The organism is Halobacteriovorax sp. RZ-2 (assembly GCF_043196685.1).
Taxonomy (GTDB): domain Bacteria; phylum Bdellovibrionota; class Bacteriovoracia; order Bacteriovoracales; family Bacteriovoracaceae; genus Halobacteriovorax_A.
In genome coordinates this window covers 212497-230665 of the sequence record NZ_JBEBMR010000003.1, presented here as the reverse complement: position 1 = coordinate 230665, position 18169 = coordinate 212497, and the positions used below count along the sequence as shown (strand labels likewise).

General features: G+C 37.6%; 18 protein-coding genes. 6 read left to right on the top strand and 12 right to left on the bottom strand.

The annotated features are described in order from the left end of the window. The first annotated feature begins 76 nt into the window (after window positions 1-76). Together ABMA78_RS12760 and ABMA78_RS12755 are read left to right on the top strand one after the other, a co-directional pair. Complete coding sequence (locus ABMA78_RS12760; protein ID WP_392860557.1) at window positions 77-823, top strand: trypsin-like serine peptidase; 747 nt, start codon at window positions 77-79, stop codon at window positions 821-823. A gap of 135 nt (window positions 824-958) precedes the next feature. Continuing rightward, window positions 959-1693, top strand: a complete 735-nt coding sequence (locus ABMA78_RS12755; protein ID WP_392860556.1) for a trypsin-like serine peptidase — start codon at window positions 959-961, stop codon at window positions 1691-1693. A gap of 42 nt (window positions 1694-1735) precedes the next feature. Here the strand turns inward: ABMA78_RS12755 and ABMA78_RS12750 are convergent, their stop codons facing one another. The 5 genes from ABMA78_RS12750 to ABMA78_RS12730 all read right to left on the bottom strand — a co-directional run bounded on the left by ABMA78_RS12750 (window position 1736) and on the right by ABMA78_RS12730 (window position 6620). Beyond that, the gene (locus tag ABMA78_RS12750; RefSeq protein WP_392860555.1) at window positions 1736-2512 is read right to left on the bottom strand and encodes a hypothetical protein; all 777 of its coding nucleotides are present in this window, start codon (window positions 2510-2512) and stop codon (window positions 1736-1738) included. 83 nt (window positions 2513-2595) lie between these two features. After that, window positions 2596-3777: a hypothetical protein gene (locus ABMA78_RS12745; protein ID WP_392860553.1), complete on the bottom strand. Its 1182-nt coding sequence runs from the start codon at window positions 3775-3777 to the stop codon at window positions 2596-2598. 56 nt (window positions 3778-3833) lie between these two features. Further along, window positions 3834-4460 (bottom strand): hypothetical protein, encoded by a 627-nt coding sequence (locus ABMA78_RS12740; RefSeq protein ID WP_392860551.1) that lies wholly within the window; start codon window positions 4458-4460, stop codon window positions 3834-3836. A 39-nt stretch (window positions 4461-4499) separates the two neighbouring features. Further along, a complete protein-coding gene (gene eno, locus ABMA78_RS12735) occupies window positions 4500-5780 on the bottom strand; it encodes a phosphopyruvate hydratase (protein ID WP_392860549.1) in 1281 nt (426 codons plus the stop codon). 63 nt (window positions 5781-5843) lie between these two features. Beyond that, window positions 5844-6620, bottom strand: a complete 777-nt coding sequence (locus ABMA78_RS12730) for a glutamate racemase (protein ID WP_392860548.1) — start codon at window positions 6618-6620, stop codon at window positions 5844-5846. A 52-nt stretch (window positions 6621-6672) separates the two neighbouring features. Between ABMA78_RS12730 and ABMA78_RS12725 the strand changes: the two genes are divergently transcribed. Continuing rightward, window positions 6673-7401: a hypothetical protein gene (locus ABMA78_RS12725; protein WP_392860546.1), complete on the top strand. Its 729-nt coding sequence runs from the start codon at window positions 6673-6675 to the stop codon at window positions 7399-7401. A gap of 3 nt (window positions 7402-7404) precedes the next feature. Here the strand turns inward: ABMA78_RS12725 and ABMA78_RS12720 are convergent, their stop codons facing one another. Further along, window positions 7405-8283, bottom strand: a complete 879-nt coding sequence (locus ABMA78_RS12720; protein WP_392860544.1) for a hypothetical protein — start codon at window positions 8281-8283, stop codon at window positions 7405-7407. Window positions 8284-8479: 196 nt separating this feature from the next. Between ABMA78_RS12720 and ABMA78_RS12715 the strand changes: the two genes are divergently transcribed. Then, entirely contained in the window at window positions 8480-8728 is a 249-nt protein-coding gene (locus ABMA78_RS12715) for a hypothetical protein (protein ID WP_392860543.1), read from the top strand. Window positions 8729-8746: 18 nt separating this feature from the next. Here the strand turns inward: ABMA78_RS12715 and ABMA78_RS12710 are convergent, their stop codons facing one another. Continuing rightward, complete coding sequence (locus tag ABMA78_RS12710; protein ID WP_392860541.1) at window positions 8747-9883, bottom strand: CpaF family protein; 1137 nt, start codon at window positions 9881-9883, stop codon at window positions 8747-8749. Between the two features lie 31 nt (window positions 9884-9914). Further along, a complete protein-coding gene (locus ABMA78_RS12705) occupies window positions 9915-10367 on the bottom strand; it encodes a hypothetical protein (RefSeq protein ID WP_392860539.1) in 453 nt (150 codons plus the stop codon). A 223-nt stretch (window positions 10368-10590) separates the two neighbouring features. Here ABMA78_RS12705 and ABMA78_RS12700 point away from each other — a divergent pair, with 223 nt between their 5' ends. Continuing rightward, window positions 10591-11010, top strand: a complete 420-nt coding sequence (locus ABMA78_RS12700) for a response regulator (protein ID WP_392860538.1) — start codon at window positions 10591-10593, stop codon at window positions 11008-11010. Here ABMA78_RS12700 and ABMA78_RS12695 read toward each other — a convergent pair. Continuing rightward, window positions 10997-11482: an Hsp20/alpha crystallin family protein gene (locus ABMA78_RS12695; protein ID WP_392860536.1), complete on the bottom strand. Its 486-nt coding sequence runs from the start codon at window positions 11480-11482 to the stop codon at window positions 10997-10999. The two genes, ABMA78_RS12700 and ABMA78_RS12695, sit on opposite strands and share 14 nt — an antisense overlap. A gap of 225 nt (window positions 11483-11707) precedes the next feature. On the opposite strand from ABMA78_RS12695, the gene ABMA78_RS12690 reads away from it, so the two are divergent. After that, window positions 11708-12598: a hypothetical protein gene (locus tag ABMA78_RS12690; protein ID WP_392860534.1), complete on the top strand. Its 891-nt coding sequence runs from the start codon at window positions 11708-11710 to the stop codon at window positions 12596-12598. A gap of 75 nt (window positions 12599-12673) precedes the next feature. On the opposite strand, the gene ABMA78_RS12685 is transcribed toward ABMA78_RS12690, so the two are convergent. From ABMA78_RS12685 to ABMA78_RS12675, 3 genes are all read right to left on the bottom strand, one after another. Continuing rightward, window positions 12674-15091 (bottom strand): hypothetical protein, encoded by a 2418-nt coding sequence (locus ABMA78_RS12685; RefSeq protein WP_392860533.1) that lies wholly within the window; start codon window positions 15089-15091, stop codon window positions 12674-12676. Between the two features lie 21 nt (window positions 15092-15112). Further along, window positions 15113-16798, bottom strand: coding sequence for a hypothetical protein (locus tag ABMA78_RS12680; protein WP_392860532.1), 1686 nt, complete (start codon window positions 16796-16798; stop codon window positions 15113-15115). A gap of 298 nt (window positions 16799-17096) precedes the next feature. Continuing rightward, entirely contained in the window at window positions 17097-18053 is a 957-nt protein-coding gene (locus ABMA78_RS12675) for an isopenicillin N synthase family dioxygenase (RefSeq protein WP_392860531.1), read from the bottom strand. Between the last annotated feature and the right edge of the window lie 116 nt (window positions 18054-18169).

Below are 18169 nucleotides of genomic sequence, written 5' to 3'. Positions count from 1 at the left end.
TTACTAACTCAATTACAGATTTGTCGTTTACTCTCCAAGGCCCTACTATATTTCTTCACGAACTAAGGAGAGAATAGTGAAAAAATTAATCATAAGCGCATTATTGCCATTCTCAATCTTTGCCATGGATAAGACAATTTGTGGAATGGATGAGCGCGTACCATCAAGTGATCCAAAAGTAGGACGCTCTCTAGAAAGAGCAAGAGATAAGGCCGGTTGTACAGTTACATTAGTATCAAATTCATGTGCAATCTCAGTAGGTCACTGTGCCGCCACATTCAATGTTATTGAATTCAATACACCTCCTTCAACAAGAAGAGGTATTGCACACCCTGATCCAAAAGATATCTATCAAGCTGACAAAGCGACAATCAAATATAAGAGCAATGGCCAAGGTGATGACTGGGCCGTATTTAAAATTAAACCACACAAAACAACTGGACTTCTTCCAGGTCAAGCACAAGGCTTCTACCCTATTGCAAAAGAAGCTCCAGCTGAAGGTACACTTCTTTCAATCACTGGTTATGGAAATGACAATGAGTTTGAAAGAAAATTTGCTCAACAAAATAATATTGGGCCATTAACTGAAATTGGTGGTGACTACTATGGAAGCCATAGGCCTGCAATTTTAAACCACAGAGTTGATACAATGGGTGGAAACTCAGGTTCAAGTATCCTTGACTTAAACACTGGTGAAATTGTTGGTGTACACTCTCATGGTGGTTGTTACGGAAGTAACGAATCTAATGCAAATGCTGGAACTGTACTTCAACTACACCCAGAATTTAAAGCAGCAGTTGAGAACTGCCTTGCAAGTGAATAGATTAAATACTTAATATTTACTATATCGAAAAGGGCCCTCATTGGGCCTTTTTTTATCTATAAAGTCTACACAAAGCATTGATAAGAATTCAGAAATCCTCTAAATTGACCCATCGCAACACACAAAAGGATTTCCATGAATAGATTAACACCTATCTTTTTATTATTGTTATCGCCTTCAATATTCGCCTTAGAAAAATCAATTTGCGGAATTGATGATCGAATCCCTTCACATGATCTAAAAGTAGGTCGCGCACTCTATAGTGAAACAGCAACTGATGGCTGCACTGTAACCATGATTTCTAAAGACTGCGCTATCTCGGTAGGACATTGTCATAAATACTTTAAACTCATTGAATTTAATACGCCTGCCTCCGATGAAGAAGGAATTAATTACTCAGCAAAGGAAGATGTCTACAAGGTAGATGAGAGCTCTGTGATCTATAGCAACGCTGGCCCTGGAAATGACTGGGCCGTAATGAAGCTACTCCCAAATGCTCATACACAAAAATACGCAGGAGCGGCCCAAGGCTTTTATGAGCTAGACTATACAGTACCTGAAAGCAAGGCCCTTATATCGATTACCGGCCATGGTTACGATGTAGAAGTAGAAAGATCATTTGCTCAACAAAATGGAATTGGTTACCTAGAAAGTGTCGGAAGAACTGGAGTTATCCGCCATAAAGTTGATACTACAGGAGGGAATTCTGGCTCAAGTATCATTAACTTAAAATCAGGAAAAATTATTGGCGTACACTCTCATGGGGGTTGTTCAAATAGTCATTATGGATATGCAACAAATCTCGGTACGAGTGTTGCCACGAATCTTAATTTTAAGACGGCCATTCAAGCTTGTTTAAAATCAGAATAAAAAAAAGCCTCTCATATATTCAATTGAGAGGCCTTTTATTTTCTATGATTTCTTTTTTTTCTTTTTACCTTTCTTCTTTTTAGAACCTTTCTTTTTTCGATTCTTAGCAATGAAGACACCAGCTCCAACAACAAGTGCAATGATTAGATAAAGTGTCATATCATCGCCACCAGAGCCTTTACCTTTTTGTCTTTGCCCACCAACACCAATATCATTAAGGCCAGCTTCATTATCTAAGAAGTCACCCGAGGCACCAGGAACAGCTTCACCTTTGTTACCTGCAAGCTTAAGCCCATCAGCATTATTCTTAATACGAGAGAACACCTGCATTGTTTCGATGATCTTATCAAAGATTGGCTTATAAGTTTGGTAGTGTTCTTTAGCAACAGAGAATGTTACCGCAACTCCTAACTCTCCTTTTACTGTCGCAAGGTAGCGAGTAAAAAAGCCAGGAACTTCACTTGATAAGTGAAGAGAGTCTACCCAAGTGTGACCTTGACCTTGAATCTTCTTCATTCTTGTATATGAAGGCTCAGAGATTTGTGTTTTACCACCAGGTAGTTTAAATGTTTTGGCCTGCTCAAGATAGGCCTTGTATTGAATAAGATCATCTTGCTTACCACGGTGCTTTGCCGCGAAAATAATGATGGCCTCTTTCTTTCTTCTGTCATTAGTGGACTGACAAACATACTCACTTCCCTCAATCGAACATTCCCAACCATTTGGTAGTTCGAACTCAAGAAAGTTAGAAGTATAAGGTTTCGCAATTACAGCTGATGTTGCCAGTAGGTAGAAAGCAATTAAAATTTGCTTCATCATCGATAATATCCTTTTTATGTTTATATTCAATATTTTAGCTTAACTTACAATTATATCAATTACTAAATATTTCCTCATTTCAGCTACTTAATCCTAGCAGCAAAGCCTTTTTCTATTGGCACCTTACGATAGCGAGCTACTACCTTAACAATGGCCGATGCACTCGAGACTTCATAAACCTTTCCTTGGGCAACTAAGATATTGCCACCAAAGTAGTCAGTCTTGTAAATATCAACAATATTTCCGGCCTGGATGTCATCAAGAGATCCATGATCAATCTTGATAAAAACACCTCTTGGTGAAACCTTAATAACATTGGCCTCAACAGAGTATTCTTTAAAACTCTCTTCAAATTTCTGTTGTGCTGTCACACCACCAGTGGTCCAACTTAGGCCAATCGTTGTATAGAAATCTTTATCTGTTGAAGTTCCTAAAACCTTTGTCCCAACAGTAGCGTAGGCAAGGTACTTATTACCAAATATCGTTTGTGCACTAGCATCAAGATTTACAAATTGACGATTAATGGAATTCCATCTTGAAGTGTAGCCACTTGCCACAATAGGTTTTGAATTAGGATTGTCTGTGTATTCATCTCCACCGAGTGAATAAACACCATTAGCAGAAAACCAGAAGGCCCAGTCAACATAGTGTTTAACAAGACGAGCATCAAAAGTAACTTCAGATGAAATAGGGGCCCCAGGGATACGATAACCGATCTTAAAATCGTATGACGTCCACTTAGTTGATTCAAATTTTGCCAGGAAATTAACTTTGATATCATTTCCACCATCACCTAGGATTAACTCATCACTTGGAGCTGAACCAGAGTATGTATCGACAGTGTAAGGTCTGAAGCGATAGATTGCACTAAGAGCAAAATCTCTTCCGCGTTTTTTATCTAGGCCATAGAAGGCCCCAATATAAAAAGATTCAAGTCCTGCTGTGGTTTGAGTCTCATTTGTATCGCCACTACTAACATAGCGGCCTTTAAGACCTGCTAGAAGCTGAAATTTTGACATGATGGCATATTGGTAATCAAGATTAGCATCAAGAAGATTGTAGCTTACGTCATCATTATAAACGACTTCATTTCCATCGCTATCAACCTGAGAAAGAGTTGAAGAAAAACTTCCCTCTATCTTAACTCTCGATGCACCCTTATTTAATGCTGTGGCATCTGATTGATAGATACGAGGATTTGCCAAGGCAAGCGGCCCAGCGGCAAGTAAAGTCGTTAACGTAATAAAGATCTTTATAAATTCCATATGTTATATAGAATAACCTTCTTTATTACTTTTTAATATAGATAGAATTCTTTTACCTAGCAGGCGATATTTTGCTGTCTTATCCCGAGTTTATCAATCAAGATTTTCGTACACCACTTTTTCTCGGCCAAGTAACTTTGAAAGACAATCCCATTCTCACTTGCAACCCGCTTCATCGACAAAAGGCCAATACCATTAGAGGCCTTATCTAAATCAGCATGCTGATCAATTTCATTGGAAAGAATGATTTGAATCTTTTCACCAATATCACTGATATGACAGTGAATCTTCCCCTCAGGCCTAGACCATAGGTAGATATTCTTTGAAATATTTTTTATGAGTCGTTCAAAAATTTGTTTATCACAAGAAAATTCGATAGGGGCCAGCTCACGCCCAGAGGCCTCAATCACTAAATCCACACTGAGCTGATAGATCTCAAATTGCGTCTGACATGTTTGAATTAAGTCGGCGAATCGATAGGGGCCATTTTCTTTTAAACGATTAAATTGTGAGGTGATTTGATTTTCCAGTGCCGCAACTTCATTATAGATGACTTCTAGGCCGGCCTGATCCATCTGCCCATCACGAGACTCCAGATATAATTTTAGCCCATGCGTATGGTTAAGAAGATCATGAAGGAAATGAAGAGCTTCATTATTTTCTTTTAATTTTGAATCAGACATAAAAAGGCCTCTATTTTTAGAGGCCTTATTATTTCTTACTTAGATTAATCCGTCGTACTTTGCTTCACTACCAAGGGCCTCTTCAATTCTTAGTAGTTGATTGTATTTTGCAAGACGATCACTTCTTGAAGCAGAACCTGTTTTAATTAGTCCGCTTGAAGTTGCTACCGCAAGATCAGCAATGAATGCATCACTTGTTTCTCCTGAACGGTGAGAAATAATTGCTCTGAAGTCATTTTCAAAGGCCAGCTTTAGCGTATCAAATGTCTCACTTAGAGATCCGATTTGATTGATCTTAACTAAGATCGAGTTTGCTTGCTTCTTCTCAATACCTTCAGCTAGAATCTTCTTATTCGTTACAAATAAGTCATCACCAACTAGTAGACACTTATCCCCTAACTTAGCAGTCAGCTTTACCCAACCAGAATAGTCAGCTTCGTCCAGCCCGTCTTCAATTGAATATATCGGATATTTTGAAACTAAATTTGAGTAATATTCAACCATATCTTCACTTGAATAGCTCTTACCTTGCATTTGGTAACTACCATCTTTAAAGAACTCTGATGCTGCAGCATCAAGAGAAATTGAGATATCTTGACCTGGTTTATACCCAGCTTTTTCAATTGCACTTAGGATTAGATCGAGGGCCTCTTCGTGTGACTTAAGCGATGGTGCAAAACCACCTTCATCACCAACATTTGTTGAATATCCTTTTTCAGTTAAAACACTTTTTAAAGCATGGAAAGTTTCAACACCAGCTCTTAGGTTTTCACTAAATGACTTTTTCATATGAGGAATAATCATGAATTCTTGAATATCAAGATTATTTGAAGCGTGTTCACCACCATTGATAATATTCATCATTGGTGTTGGAAGACGGTACTTATCACTTGCTACTGGAACACCTAAGTCTTCTCTTAAGTAAGCGTATAGTGACTTTCCTTTTTCAAGAGCACCTGCACGAGCAACACACATTGAAACAGCAAGGATCGCATTAGCACCTAGCTTTTCTTTATTTTCAGTTCCATCAACATCAAGCATTACTTGGTCAACCGCTCTTAGATCAAAAACATCCATTCCGATGATTTTTGGTGCGATATATTCATTGATATTTGAAATTGCCTTTCTAACAGACTTTCCAAGGTAGTAAGACTTATCACCATCTCTTAACTCTAAAGCTTCTTTAGAGCCAGTTGATGCCCCTGAAGGAACCGCTGCACGGGCCATGAAACCATTTTCAGTTACTAGGTCAACCTCAACAGTTGGGTTTCCTCGTGAGTCTAAGATTTGACGTGGAGTTATAGATTTAATTTTAGACATATACCAATCCTTCGTTAGTTTAAAATTTGCCATATTTTAACTTACGCTTTTAAGGATCGTCACTTAGAAAAAGGGAAAACCTTCTAAATTTTGTTTTTTAACTTTGCGCCATAAATCAGGACTTCGACTATCGCGATAGTAGAAAAAATCAACAATGTCGCCATCATTAGTTATGACACATTGATCGGCCATATGCTTGGCCACATGATAACAAGGAGAGATACTATGGGCCCCAACACTGGCCTTAAAAAGATCTTTTACGAATGGATAATGAGTGCATCCCAAAATGATATAATCATAACTCTCCTTCTCACTTGAAGGAAAAATAGACTCGACAATCTCTTTAGAAATTTCTTCTTCATTTAATCGACCACTATCAAAGCTATCTTCAATAATTTTTGCAAGATTCTTTGAGACACGATACACCAAGTGACCTGCGGGATCATAACGATCTTTTAAGCTCTGAAATCGCATCGAGTCGGCCGTAATTTTGGTTGTAAGAACAACTCCCTTTTGCTGCTTAAGCTCAGGTCTTAGGTTAATCACATTAATAAATGGCTCAATTCCAAAGAATCGAATAGAAGGATAATTTGCGCGTAACTCATTAATGGCCATGGCCGTTGCGGAATTACAGGCAATTAAGATTGTATCGATACCGTGCGAGATGAAGTCATCAACAATATTTCGACAAAAGCTAAACACTTCTTCTTTTGTCTTATTACCATAAGGTGCATTTAGACGGTCTGCAAAGTAATAAATTTCGCAACGATCCATAAGTTTTGCGACCTCACGCAATACGCTAAGCCCACCAATGCCTGAATCAAAAATCCCTATCTTCAATATTTCACCTTAAATGCTAGACATCCCTAAAAAAGTCGTTATTTTATCTCATATGGGTATTAAAAATAAATTTGTAAACTTTTTCACTAGAATTAATAAAAATCGTCTATCTAATGATGATAGCAGAGACAAGATCTTAAAGTCTATGCAAGACTCACTACAAAATCCGGTGCGAATCTGCTTGGCCCATAATAATTTTGAAAAGTCTCCATTACGTGAGGATCGTAAAAACCTTCACGATATCTACCTCCACACTGAAGCACAAGATAGCAACTTATTAATGCACTTCGATCAAATGAGTATATTGAACTTAGTGGACAAAGAATTTATCGAATACCAAAAAGAAGTCTTAGACTTTGATGCAAAAAAATACGAACACCTGGCAATTAAGGCCATGATCGATGGCTCAATTGATTCTCTTAAAACGATTTCGCCTAAGAGCGGATTAAATGAAGACAAGTCACTTGAGTGGCTCAAGGTAACACTACTTACTCTGAAAAAGTCTCTTGCTCGCATTGATCACAGAAGCACAATCTTAAGTTACAAGGTTTTCTTTGGACAATGGGAAGAGTCACCTATCCTAAGAGTGATGATTTATAATCTTGATATCAAATTAACTTTTCTTGCGGATCAATTAAAACTGGAAGTTAAGAATAAAGAGAATCGTGCAGAGTTTGACTCTCAGGCAAAAAAATATGAAGCCAACTTCAGTCAGCTTCATAATGATGTATTAAATGAAGTTATTAATTTATTTGTTAGCTTAAAACAAAGTATCAATTAATTCCTAATTAAATTTAGAATTAAGCTTTGTTAAAAATTCCTGTGCACTTGTGGTAGCAATGGCCGTGTACTGGTAAGAATCTAGGATTTCTGACTGTACATCTTTTTTAAGAGCATAAAGCTTTTTAAGATCAACGCCCTTAGGCTTTCCTTCAGATAGCTTATTAAGTTGTTTATTGATTGAACGAAGCTCTCCAATATAAGTGTTAATTTCAATCTCCGTTCCAAAAGAGTTTAAGTTCTTTGTCGAGTTAATAAGAATCTCAGAAAGATTTGAAGTCTTCTTCTTTTCATTCTTTAAAGTCGCAACAACATCATACTTACCACGACAATTTGTAATGCGCCCTTTTAGAGAAGGACAATTAAAAGCAAGATTCTTAATCTCATAACGAACCTTTGTGTTATCACGAAAACCAATTTTTGCAATCACACGATTAAGGTTTGCGATAATATCTTTTTTAAGAATTTTTGCTGCCTGATTCTTATCAAGTCCTAATTTGTGATTCTTTAGTTTAGTCAAAACTGAAGACTTTGCGTTTGCTGCACTTTCAATATTAACTAAGTTATTCTTTTCTAATTTGATATTAACGAGTGAGTTCTTTTCGACTAAAAGAGATTCGTCAATAGCGACTTCTAAAGTCTCTGTTGAGGATTTCTTCTTAAGGCCAACTTGTAGTCTCGGTCGCTCAATTCTTGTAAAGGCCAATTCCTTATACTGTCCTTGTCCATAATTTTTGAAAGTATAGATCTGTTCAGACTTAAGCTGAAAACGAATTGAATCAATATCATCTTGAATTGTTTCAACTGCAAAAGTATTTGCAGAAAGAGCAATTGCTGTCATCATTAGAGTTGATTTGATGAATGATTTCGTTCTATTTCTCATTTAATTTTTCCCTCAAAAATAAAATTAGGCTAACTGACGCCTTCAATAATATCAGTGGAAAGTGTTCTTTTGTGCTTAGTTGAAAAATAGTAATGCCATGTTCATTTTCTATGCACTAAATTTTTGACACACCTACAGGAATCTACGCAGTTTAAATTTTATTGCATTTTAATCCAATGTAATTACAATTAATTATATGAAAATAGATGTGGATATTGACAAGTTTTCAGGGGGTTACAAAGTGACGTTCCCCCTATCTGAATTCAGTGACTTAAGTGACTTTAAGATGAGTATTGCTATCATTAAGGTATTTAGCGCCGACATGGAGCTTGAGCCAGAACTAGAGGTAGATGACATCAAAGAAATCGTCGAAAAGACTAAAGAGCTAGATCAGGATCGATTTATTGTAGAAATCTATGAAGACGGAATTGAAGTCGATATCTAGAAGCCTTCTTCTGTATCTCTAAGCTGCTTTCTTCTTAACCATATCCTTAACCCAGTCAGGGGCCAAGAAATTTGACTTAGGAAATGGTAGCTTGTGAACTACGATATCTTCAAAGAAAGTTGGCACGTAATTACACGGTACCATCTCTCCAATATACTTTCCTGTTTGTGGATCCTTACCTGTCTGAACCCAACGGAAAATATCACGAACAATATAATTTCCATTATTATCGACACCAAGAACTTCTGAAATATGTGAAGTACGACGTCCACCATCATGATAACGGCTACATTGAACGATAATCTGTAGGGCACTTCCTACCATCTTTCTAACGGCATCAGGTGGAATCTTTGTGTCACCCATAAGACATAGCGTCTCAAGACGTGTACAAGCATCAATTGGGTTATTGGCGTGAACAGTTCCCATTGAACCATCGTGACCAGTATTCATTACCTGCACAAGATCTAGGGCCTCGTCTCCACGAACTTCCCCTACAATAATTCTATCAGGGCGAAGTCTCATGGCAGAGATAACAAGATCACGAATTGAAACCTCTTCAATCCCCTTTAATTCATCTGCCTTTCTTGTTTCAAAATTAACAACGTGTTCGGCATCAACTTGTAGCTCGGCCGCATCCTCAATAATGATAAGACGTTGTGTTTTAGGAATTCGTCCCCCTAAAACATTGAGCATCGTCGTCTTTCCAGAACCAGTCCCCCCTGAAACGAGAATATTCTTTCCAAGGTAAACACAAATATCTAAGAATCTTGCAGCAACATCAGACATTGAACCGAATGAAATCATATCCTTTAGTGTTAAGCTGTCTTTAGAGAATTTACGAATGGCCACAGTTGTTCCATTCTTTGCCATTGGAGGCAGAACAACGTGAATACGAGAACCGTCTGGAAGACGAGCATCCAGACGAGGATTGTCTTCATCAATTGTACGGTTTACTGATTGGGCAATGGCACGCATTGCTGAGATTAGGGATGATTCATCTTCAAATTGATTTGGAACTTTGAAAACAAGTCCTTTCTTTTCAACAAAGATTTCATGAGGGCCATTGATCATAACTTCAGATACACCCTCATCTTCCAGAAGGTCACCAATTGGATAAAGTAAATTCTTAATCGCATCGCTAAATACCGAAGACATAATCCCTCACAATCACTTTTTATAAATTACTCTAGTCGTCTTTTGGACGCCATACGCGCACTCGTTCACTTTCACGAGATGCAATCTCTCTTTTTTGTTCGTCTTTCTTTGCCTTTTCACGTGGATGCTCAATGACAGTTAAAGTCCCACTTATCTGTCCTGATGGGCAATAGAATTTAAAGCGGCCAGGGGTATCAAGAAAAACAGAAGCTTCTCTAACTTCACCCTTCTTGGCCTCAACGTATACTTCGTGCTCTTTCAAAATAAGACAACTTGGTAAATTTGTCGCTGAAGTGACATAGAGATTAAGCTTCTCACCTACAAATGCTGTTACTTTCGAAGGAAAAAAACCTTTGTCAGTAGCGATAATCGACAAGTCTCTTTTTGGAATATCAAACTCTTGCTTATGGAAATAAGTCTCCTTAATTCCAAAGGCATAAGTTGTCACAATCAATGTAATTAACGTCACAGCGAAGCTTTTCATAATTTATTTATCGGTAACTTAGGAGGGATACTTTAGTCCTCTACTCAAACTTAGCTGAGGACTTTAGTCGTTATTTCAATGGTTTAAGAACGTTAATAAATCTTATGAATTAATTTAGTTATAAAAAATTATCGGTGGCACTAAAATAAGGACATATTGTTTATAGATTTAAGAGCAACTTTGCGATTTTAATTGATACGGAAATCAAGACAAGGAAATCAACATGAAGGCACTCATCATTGACGACAAAAGAACAATATCAGAATCACTAAAGTCACTTATTGCAAGTAGTGGCTACTTCGCAAATGTGTCAATGGCCTCAAATGGTCTCGATGCCTGCAAAATGATAAGAGACGATAATTATGATCTTATCGTCATTGACCTAAACCTACCGGAAATGGGTGGCCAAGAAGTCCTTCAGTATATCGAGCAGCTCTACGGCGTAAATAGCATGGAAGGAAAGAGGAAGGAGAACTACCCTCATATTATGCTAATCTCTGGCGATATTGACGTTGAAAAAATTCATGATGCTTCCAAGTTAAATGTAGAGGAAGTCCTAACCAAGCCTTTTAACGTTCAGGACTTTAATCATAAGCTCTATTCAATTCTTGAAAATTTAAATGGTGAGATTATCGCTGCTTAGTTTTCTTTAATGCCTTAAAATCAAGAACGATATTTCCATCCTTCACATTCATCTTCACAGATGTTGAATCAAGGCCAGCACGTATTTGAACCGACTGTGTAAAAGATGATTTTGAAATACCATTTGGCGACTTGATAACTTTTTGGCCTTTAATAATGACAAGTCCTTCTTTAACTTCAATATTGACCTCATCGTCCTTAGATACTTTGATAACAAGTGTGTCAGCATCCTGCCAAAAGTATTCAACCATATTGACGTGACGATTGAAGCGATCAGGCAGACCTTGGATCTGTCCCATCTTCTGCATTCTCTCAAACATCTTTTGTATTTCAGAATCAAAGCTATCACCTGCCTGCATCTGCTTCATCATTTCATCACGCATCTGCATGATCTGATCAACAAGCGGATCATTACCTTGGCCATAACTTACAGCTGAGAGTGTAAAAAATGTGATAAAAATTAGCTTCTTCATATCTATAAAATCTTATCATAATTTTAATAAGTTAGACACATTCAGAGCAAAAATCCCACCACATTCACAATGCATCACAGCATTCAGAAACCAACAAATTCTTACATTAAGGCCCAAATCAAAAAAAGACTTTTACATAGTGTAAAAAATTCAGAAAAATCATATCTACGCTAAACCAGAAAAAGAATTGGCAAATCAATAATATACTTTTCAGGGAGGACTGATTTGAAAAAAGGAATTTTAGCTCTACTACTTGCATGTGTATCGACTTTTTCTTTCGCATGTGACGAGCACGGAACAACAGGAATCGTAGAAGACAACAACCTATGGATTCCTTCAAATGTTAAAAGTATCAACACAATTTCTGAAGGTGAATTCAATGAAATCATCGATAAGATTGAAGCGATCTATGCACCAATTATCGCTGCTAAAGGTAAGACTTTAGAAATCGAAAGAAAATGGGAAGATGGAACTGTAAACGCATACGCTCAGCAAATTGGTAACACTTGGCGTGTTAGTATGTTTGGTGGTCTAGCAAGACACGAAACAATTACTAGAGACGGATTTGCATCTGTTGTATGTCACGAGCTTGGTCACCACCTAGGTGGAGCACCAAAGAAAGCAAGCTGGTGGGGATCTTCTTGGGCTTCAAACGAAGGTCAAGCTGATTACTTCGCAACTTCTAAGTGTCTAAGAAAGTTTATGGAAAATGACGACAACGCTTCAATCATGAGCGAAGTTAAAGTTCCAGCTGTAGCAGTTAAGAACTGTGAGACAAACTTTGTTAACGAAAATGAATATGCAATGTGTTTAAGAGGTTCAATGGCAGGTATGTCACTAGCTAACCTTTTCAGAGCACTAAGAAACATGACAACTGAGCTTAAGTTTGACACTCCAGACCCAGCTGTAGTTTCTAAAACTAATGACAATCACCCAGCACCACAGTGTCGTCTAGATACTTACTTCCAAGGTGCTCTATGTACTGTTGACGCTTACACAGATGTAGATCAAAATGATGCTAACATCGGTACTTGTAACAGAACTGAGAACTTCACAACTGGACTAAGACCACTATGTTGGTTCAAGCCTGGTCAAGCTGTAGTTGAAGCACAATAATTTGAATAAAATTATGACTAAATAAAAGGGCCCGCAAGATGCGGGCCCTTCTTATTTCTGGACTATTTTTAAAGATTAGTCTTTCTTACGATCTTTCTTCGAACGAGTCTCAAGATCACCATTGAATACTTTAAGTTGATTGATGTAATCCTTGTATCCAAATGTTGAGTCATATAAAGCCTCTAACTCTTGGGCCAGTACTTTATATGTTTCTTTTGCTTCTTCATTAAGCTTTCCAGCGGCTGCTGAGGCCTTATATTCTTTTTGAAGAGCACCGATCATTGTGTTAGCAACTTTTGCGTTGTTATCCCAATCAGTTTTAATTTCTCTTTCAGTAGCAGTTAAGATGATAGAGATTAATGTTTCAACTCTATCTTCTTTGTATCCATCATCACCAAAGTTAGTTGTTGAGTTCGTTAGGATTGAGTTGAAGTAATCTGCAACTGCTTTATCAAAGTTCACGCTTGCACCAGATGCTCTACGTGAATTCATAACTCTTCCACCAACTTTTGATGTTGCATTACCAGAAAGCCCATTTTGGATGATAAATAATGGATCAACTCCTGTTACACGAACAGGAACTCTCTTTGATTCACCAGCTTTTAGAGCTGAAGCAGTAGCTGCATAAGTCTTACCATCGTTCATTGCCACAGAGATATCAACTGAAGCTGAAGTTTCTGAGTTTGATGGGTTCTTAACTGTAACGTATACTGTTGCATCCCCACTGTTTACAGAGTTGATACGAGTTTCTGCTTGATATACTGGAGCAACATCAAGGATCTCGATTCTCTTAGAGTCAGTACTCTTAAGCTCATAAACCTTTTTGATATCGCTTCCGTCGATACTAACAGTTAAGTATGCTGTATCAAATACGCTTAGGTTATTTGAAAGCTTACCTTGAGCTTTTGCTGAAGTATGAGTAAAGTTCAGTGAAGCTGGTGCCGTTACATATTCAGAGCGAGCTGAACCTGATTCAAAAGATGAAGAATCAAGAGAAACTTTGATATTTCCAGACTTAAGACCAAGGTTTCTTAAACCAAGAACAGACTTAAGTGACTCACCTCTTGTAAAGATTCCATTTCCATCCCCTGATAGATCAAAACCTGTAATCTCAACCATTGGGTTATTTACGAAGTACTCGAAATTCTTATTCCAAGAGGAAACAAATAGGTTTTCATATTCTTTAGCAAATGAAGTTGCAGATTGTGCCTTATAAACTTCATCATATGCTTGTTGTTTTGCAAGATCACGAGCAACTATTAGACCTACTGCCTTACCAGAGTCTTCACCAAGGTTACGTGCCATTGTATGCGTTGATACGAACGCCTTACCAAAGTGTTCTTTAGCAAGATTTCTATATGACTCAGAGAATGCATCTGCGTAAACATTCTTTAGGTCTTGTGCAGATTTTCCAGAAACTGTACGGTAGCGTGTTTCAAAGATTGGACGGTTTAAATCATCAACTTCCTCATAAACATATTGTCCGTTGGCGTCTTTCTTAGGCTCCTTTTCCCCAGTCGGTTGTCCATTGGCGTCAAGAACATCAACTTCAACGATGACTCTTTTTTGGTGGTAACCAATTTTATACTGGTAGGCTTCCTTAACATCTTGAATATTACGATAAGCAATTGCCTCTTGCTCATCTGATGCCTTGAACTTATTCCATGCACGAGATGTTGACTTCCAACCATAATCTTTAAAATTATACTCTCCGTAAGCAGAGAAGAGATCCCACATTGAAACAGTGTGAAGACCTTTATCGAATAAAATAGGAGTTGAAGAACACTTATCAGCTAGGCTTGATCTAAGACCAAATTGTCTAGCGACTGCACGAGCATGAATTCTCTTTCCGATTGCAGATGAAGAAGAAACCCATCCAGCATTGATAACATCATTAAAAGATCCACCTTTACCATCTCTTGAGTAACCATCATCGAAACCTTCAAAGCGAGGTACTTTTAACACATCTGAATAATCTCTTGAAGGAGCTGTCACAGTTTGTGAAGCATCATCTCTAACATTATCTCTGAAGCGAGAAATGATTTCCGACTCAGTTGAGTAACGAGAGTCTTGTGCTGCCTTATTCTTACCAAGAGCTACTGCGTTTTCAATTGTTACACCTTTTAGTGCACGTTGCTCATCTCTAAGGATATCCACTGAAGGATTTGAAGTCATGTTGAATCCACGGTAAAGACCTTGTTGGTAACCATCAACACAACCAAGGTGAGTCCCTTCTCCAGCTGCGTATACAGCGGCCATACGCTGAGCAGACTGAACTCCACGCTCACACATTTGAGTATGTTCTTTATCCATATTTGGATCATCATAGACTTTCTTACAAACAGTCTTTGAGATATTACTTAGGTTCTCTGGAGTATAAATCCCATCCAGAGAAATCCCTTCAATAGATGAATTGTAATAACCAGCGATTACTGCTGGAGCTTGCGACATTAAAAATGCAGCAACTAGAAGTTTTTGTTTTTTGTTGTTCATTCTCTTCTCTCCTTTTCGTTCTTACTTTGTTTCAAAATTAATAACGTCATAGTTCAGATTTAATTCGTTATCCATTATATTTTTCTTAATTAATTCATTTAGTGTCTTCTTCGCGTGATTACTAATTGCAATATTTTGCGAGTTTAAATCTCTTAAGACCTGCTCTTTTAAATGATGAGCATTCACATAGTGTGGGTACTTAAGTTTTCTACGCTCAACCTCACAAATGACATCTGTCTTATATGAGTCATAGAGGTTATCCGGCGTCTGTAGTCCTTCTGGTGGATAGATAATTTGAATAAGATTTCTTACAATTGGAATTTGATTCCAATTTGAAGTAATCACATTACCAAATGCCCAGTTTACAAAATCCGAACACACACCTAGTTTTCCATAATCTTCTTTATTCTCGACCTTCTTTAAGGCCTTCTCTTTTCGACGAGTCATCTTCTTTGCACTCTTCTCATTCACTCTTAGCCAAGCAAAGTTCGTGCGGTAATCGTCATAAGTATCACAACCATCTGAGTGACACTTTCGATACCCTTTTTTGATCTCAACAAATGGAGGCATCTTATCTTCTTCATCCTTACCCCAGTTAAAGCTTAGAGGGTAAAATCCCATTGTATTGATACGAGTATCTCTTTCTATTTCTGTAATAATCTCAGCGTGTCTAAACTCAAGGCTGCGATCATTAAATTTTAAAAATTCAATAAGCTTGATCGCTCCAGAAGTACGAGGACTAAAATCTTCGAAAAGATCAATATCGCTTTCGATCGATCTTCTCAAAAGAATATTCCCAGGCCCTCCAAGTAGAGAGCATGCCTGTGTTGCGCGATAAAACTTATACTCAGTCTCTTTAAGCCCAAGTGTTGGATCTTGTTTTGTTACAACTAATTTACTATTTAGGTCTTTCGCCTCTAAAGAAAATAAGTTGAATGCCTTGTATACACGAGATAGGAGGATGCGAGCGCTTTTTGTATTGGTCTTTGTAAGATTTACTAACTGTCTAGTCTCTGACATAAGCTGTGTAAGCTTTATAAACTTGGCCTCATCGTTAATATCAAAGTCTTCAAGCATATCTTCTACTTTTTCAAAAATCTTTCTATGCTTTAGGTAATCATAAGATGACCTAGTATAGCGCTCGTGACGACGATCATGATTGGACATATGATTGCGTCTAATAAATTGAGACAGGTGATCAATCATTTTTATCATTGAAATTTCTAATTCATCTTGAGCATTATAGAAGTCTGCTAGTAGCTCCTCTTTTTGCGCAATAAACTCTTGTTGCTTCTGATAGGTCTTTGCAACATTTTTTAACGAGCGTGAAACTTGGACATAAATATCTTCTTCTTTTAAGTAATCAACAAGAGCAAGGGCACTTGCGGAAATTTGTGAAACAAGGATCTTACGAGATGAAGGTAATTTGTCATGGCCTTTGGTTTTTACAAAAATAGGTATTAGGCCATCAAGGTACTTAATGAATTCTTGAGTTTCTTTATAAGCAAGCTCATCTGAGTACTCACCATTCTTATCACGACCTAATTGGCCCTTCTTTAAAACTCTCTTATGAAACTTTCTAATGGCCGTATGAATATTTTCAAATTGATAATACGCAGAAGTGTACTCATCTCGACGAAACTCAGAGTGGCTAACTCTGGACATATTTCTTAGGCGTGAAAGAACTTTTGACGAGGCCCTTTTCATGGAAAGAATTTCGCGGTGAAACTCTGTTGTAGGCGAGGCCACAATCAAGAGATTGAGTAAAAGAATAGAGACAAACTTTAATAAAGTCGTTTTCTTTAGGTATAGCATGGCAATTAATATGCAAAGCTAGTGCCACTACTTATGATTAAATTATAAGCATTTAGAGAATGGAAAGTGTTCACTATTTAGACATACAGCTATTTAGTGAACATCAAAATAAAAAAAGACCTCGCAATGCGAGGCCTCTTCTAAATCGTATTACTCGTAATATTGTTGTTCTGGTTCCCCAACCATTTCTTTACTTAATTAGACCAATTTCTCTAAGACGTTGGTTTAGGAAATCACCTGCCGTGATATCTTCCCACTTCTTACCTTCACCGATACAGCTTTCTAGGCATGCTAGAGATGCTTTTGAGTGTGGGTGGACAAAGTATGGCATTGAGTATCTTTCTTCACCAGAGTTATCTGGATTAATTACTCTGTGAGTAGTTGCAGGAAGTACGTTATTTGTAAGTCTTGCCATCATATCCCCAGAATCAACAACAAGTTGTCCTGGTTTAGAATCTACGTCTAGCCAAGTTCCATCGCGGTCTAGCAGCTGTAGTCCAGATGATGTTGCACCAACAAGCATTGTGATTAAGTTGATATCCTCATGAGCACCTGCTCTGATTGAATTTGTTGTATCGTGACCAGTTGTTGGTGGATAATGGATCGTTCTTAAAATTGAATTTCCATCATTAACCATCTCTTCAAAGAAACCTGCAGGAACATCTAGTCCCTTACCGATTGCCTCTAAAAGAATATTTGCAGTAGCATCCATTGATTCGTAAAGAGAAAGGAATTTCTCTTTGAATCCTGGTACTTCTGCCGGCCAAATATTTTCAGGGTAAATACCTTTATACTGTGAAGTTGCTGCAAGCTCGCGCCCTACGTGCCAGAACTCTTTTAAGTCTGGGTGCTTGCTATCTTTTGCGTGCTCCATTCCAAATGGAGTGTAACCACGTTGACCACCATTTTGACCTTGGTAGTTTAGTTTTGTTTCTACAGGTAGAGAAAAGAACTTCTTAACCATATCGTAGGCTTCATCAACTTTATTCTGATCAACCGTGTGGTTATCAAGAATAATAAAACCGTACTCTTTAAGGCCATACATTAATTCGTCCACAAATTTAATCTGCTCAGCAGTTGAGCCTTGTGTGTAAGAAGTTAGGCTTAATTCAGGAACCTTTCTTTCATTATTATTTGCTGTACTCATAATGACTCTCCATTGTTCAAGTCGGATTAATTAAGTTGATAAAAATTAATTACAGCTCGCATAAATTAAAGTCAATAATGCTAGCTATAAGCTTAAGCTAATACAGTTTGTAATTA

Excerpts from the sequence above, each read along its gene's own strand:
- ABMA78_RS12680 (WP_392860532.1), bottom strand. The coding sequence starts at position 16,798 with ATGAAAAGGGCCTCGTCAAAAGTTCTTTCACGCCTAAGAAATATGTCC.
- ABMA78_RS12685 (WP_392860533.1), bottom strand. The coding sequence starts at position 15,091 with ATGAACAACAAAAAACAAAAACTTCTAGTTGCTGCATTTTTAATGTCG.
- ABMA78_RS12755 (WP_392860556.1), top strand. The coding sequence starts at position 959 with ATGAATAGATTAACACCTATCTTTTTATTATTGTTATCGCCTTCAATA.
- ABMA78_RS12695 (WP_392860536.1), bottom strand. The coding sequence starts at position 11,482 with ATGAAGAAGCTAATTTTTATCACATTTTTTACACTCTCAGCTGTAAGT.
- ABMA78_RS12705 (WP_392860539.1), bottom strand. The coding sequence starts at position 10,367 with ATGAAAAGCTTCGCTGTGACGTTAATTACATTGATTGTGACAACTTAT.
- eno (WP_392860549.1), bottom strand. The coding sequence starts at position 5,780 with ATGTCTAAAATTAAATCTATAACTCCACGTCAAATCTTAGACTCACGA.
- ABMA78_RS12710 (WP_392860541.1), bottom strand. The coding sequence starts at position 9,883 with ATGTCTTCGGTATTTAGCGATGCGATTAAGAATTTACTTTATCCAATT.
- ABMA78_RS12750 (WP_392860555.1), bottom strand. The coding sequence starts at position 2,512 with ATGATGAAGCAAATTTTAATTGCTTTCTACCTACTGGCAACATCAGCT.
- ABMA78_RS12715 (WP_392860543.1), top strand. The coding sequence starts at position 8,480 with ATGAAAATAGATGTGGATATTGACAAGTTTTCAGGGGGTTACAAAGTG.
- ABMA78_RS12745 (WP_392860553.1), bottom strand. The coding sequence starts at position 3,777 with ATGGAATTTATAAAGATCTTTATTACGTTAACGACTTTACTTGCCGCT.
- ABMA78_RS12700 (WP_392860538.1), top strand. The coding sequence starts at position 10,591 with ATGAAGGCACTCATCATTGACGACAAAAGAACAATATCAGAATCACTA.
- ABMA78_RS12725 (WP_392860546.1), top strand. The coding sequence starts at position 6,673 with ATGGGTATTAAAAATAAATTTGTAAACTTTTTCACTAGAATTAATAAA.
- ABMA78_RS12720 (WP_392860544.1), bottom strand. The coding sequence starts at position 8,283 with ATGAGAAATAGAACGAAATCATTCATCAAATCAACTCTAATGATGACA.
- ABMA78_RS12740 (WP_392860551.1), bottom strand. The coding sequence starts at position 4,460 with ATGTCTGATTCAAAATTAAAAGAAAATAATGAAGCTCTTCATTTCCTT.
- ABMA78_RS12675 (WP_392860531.1), bottom strand. The coding sequence starts at position 18,053 with ATGAGTACAGCAAATAATAATGAAAGAAAGGTTCCTGAATTAAGCCTA.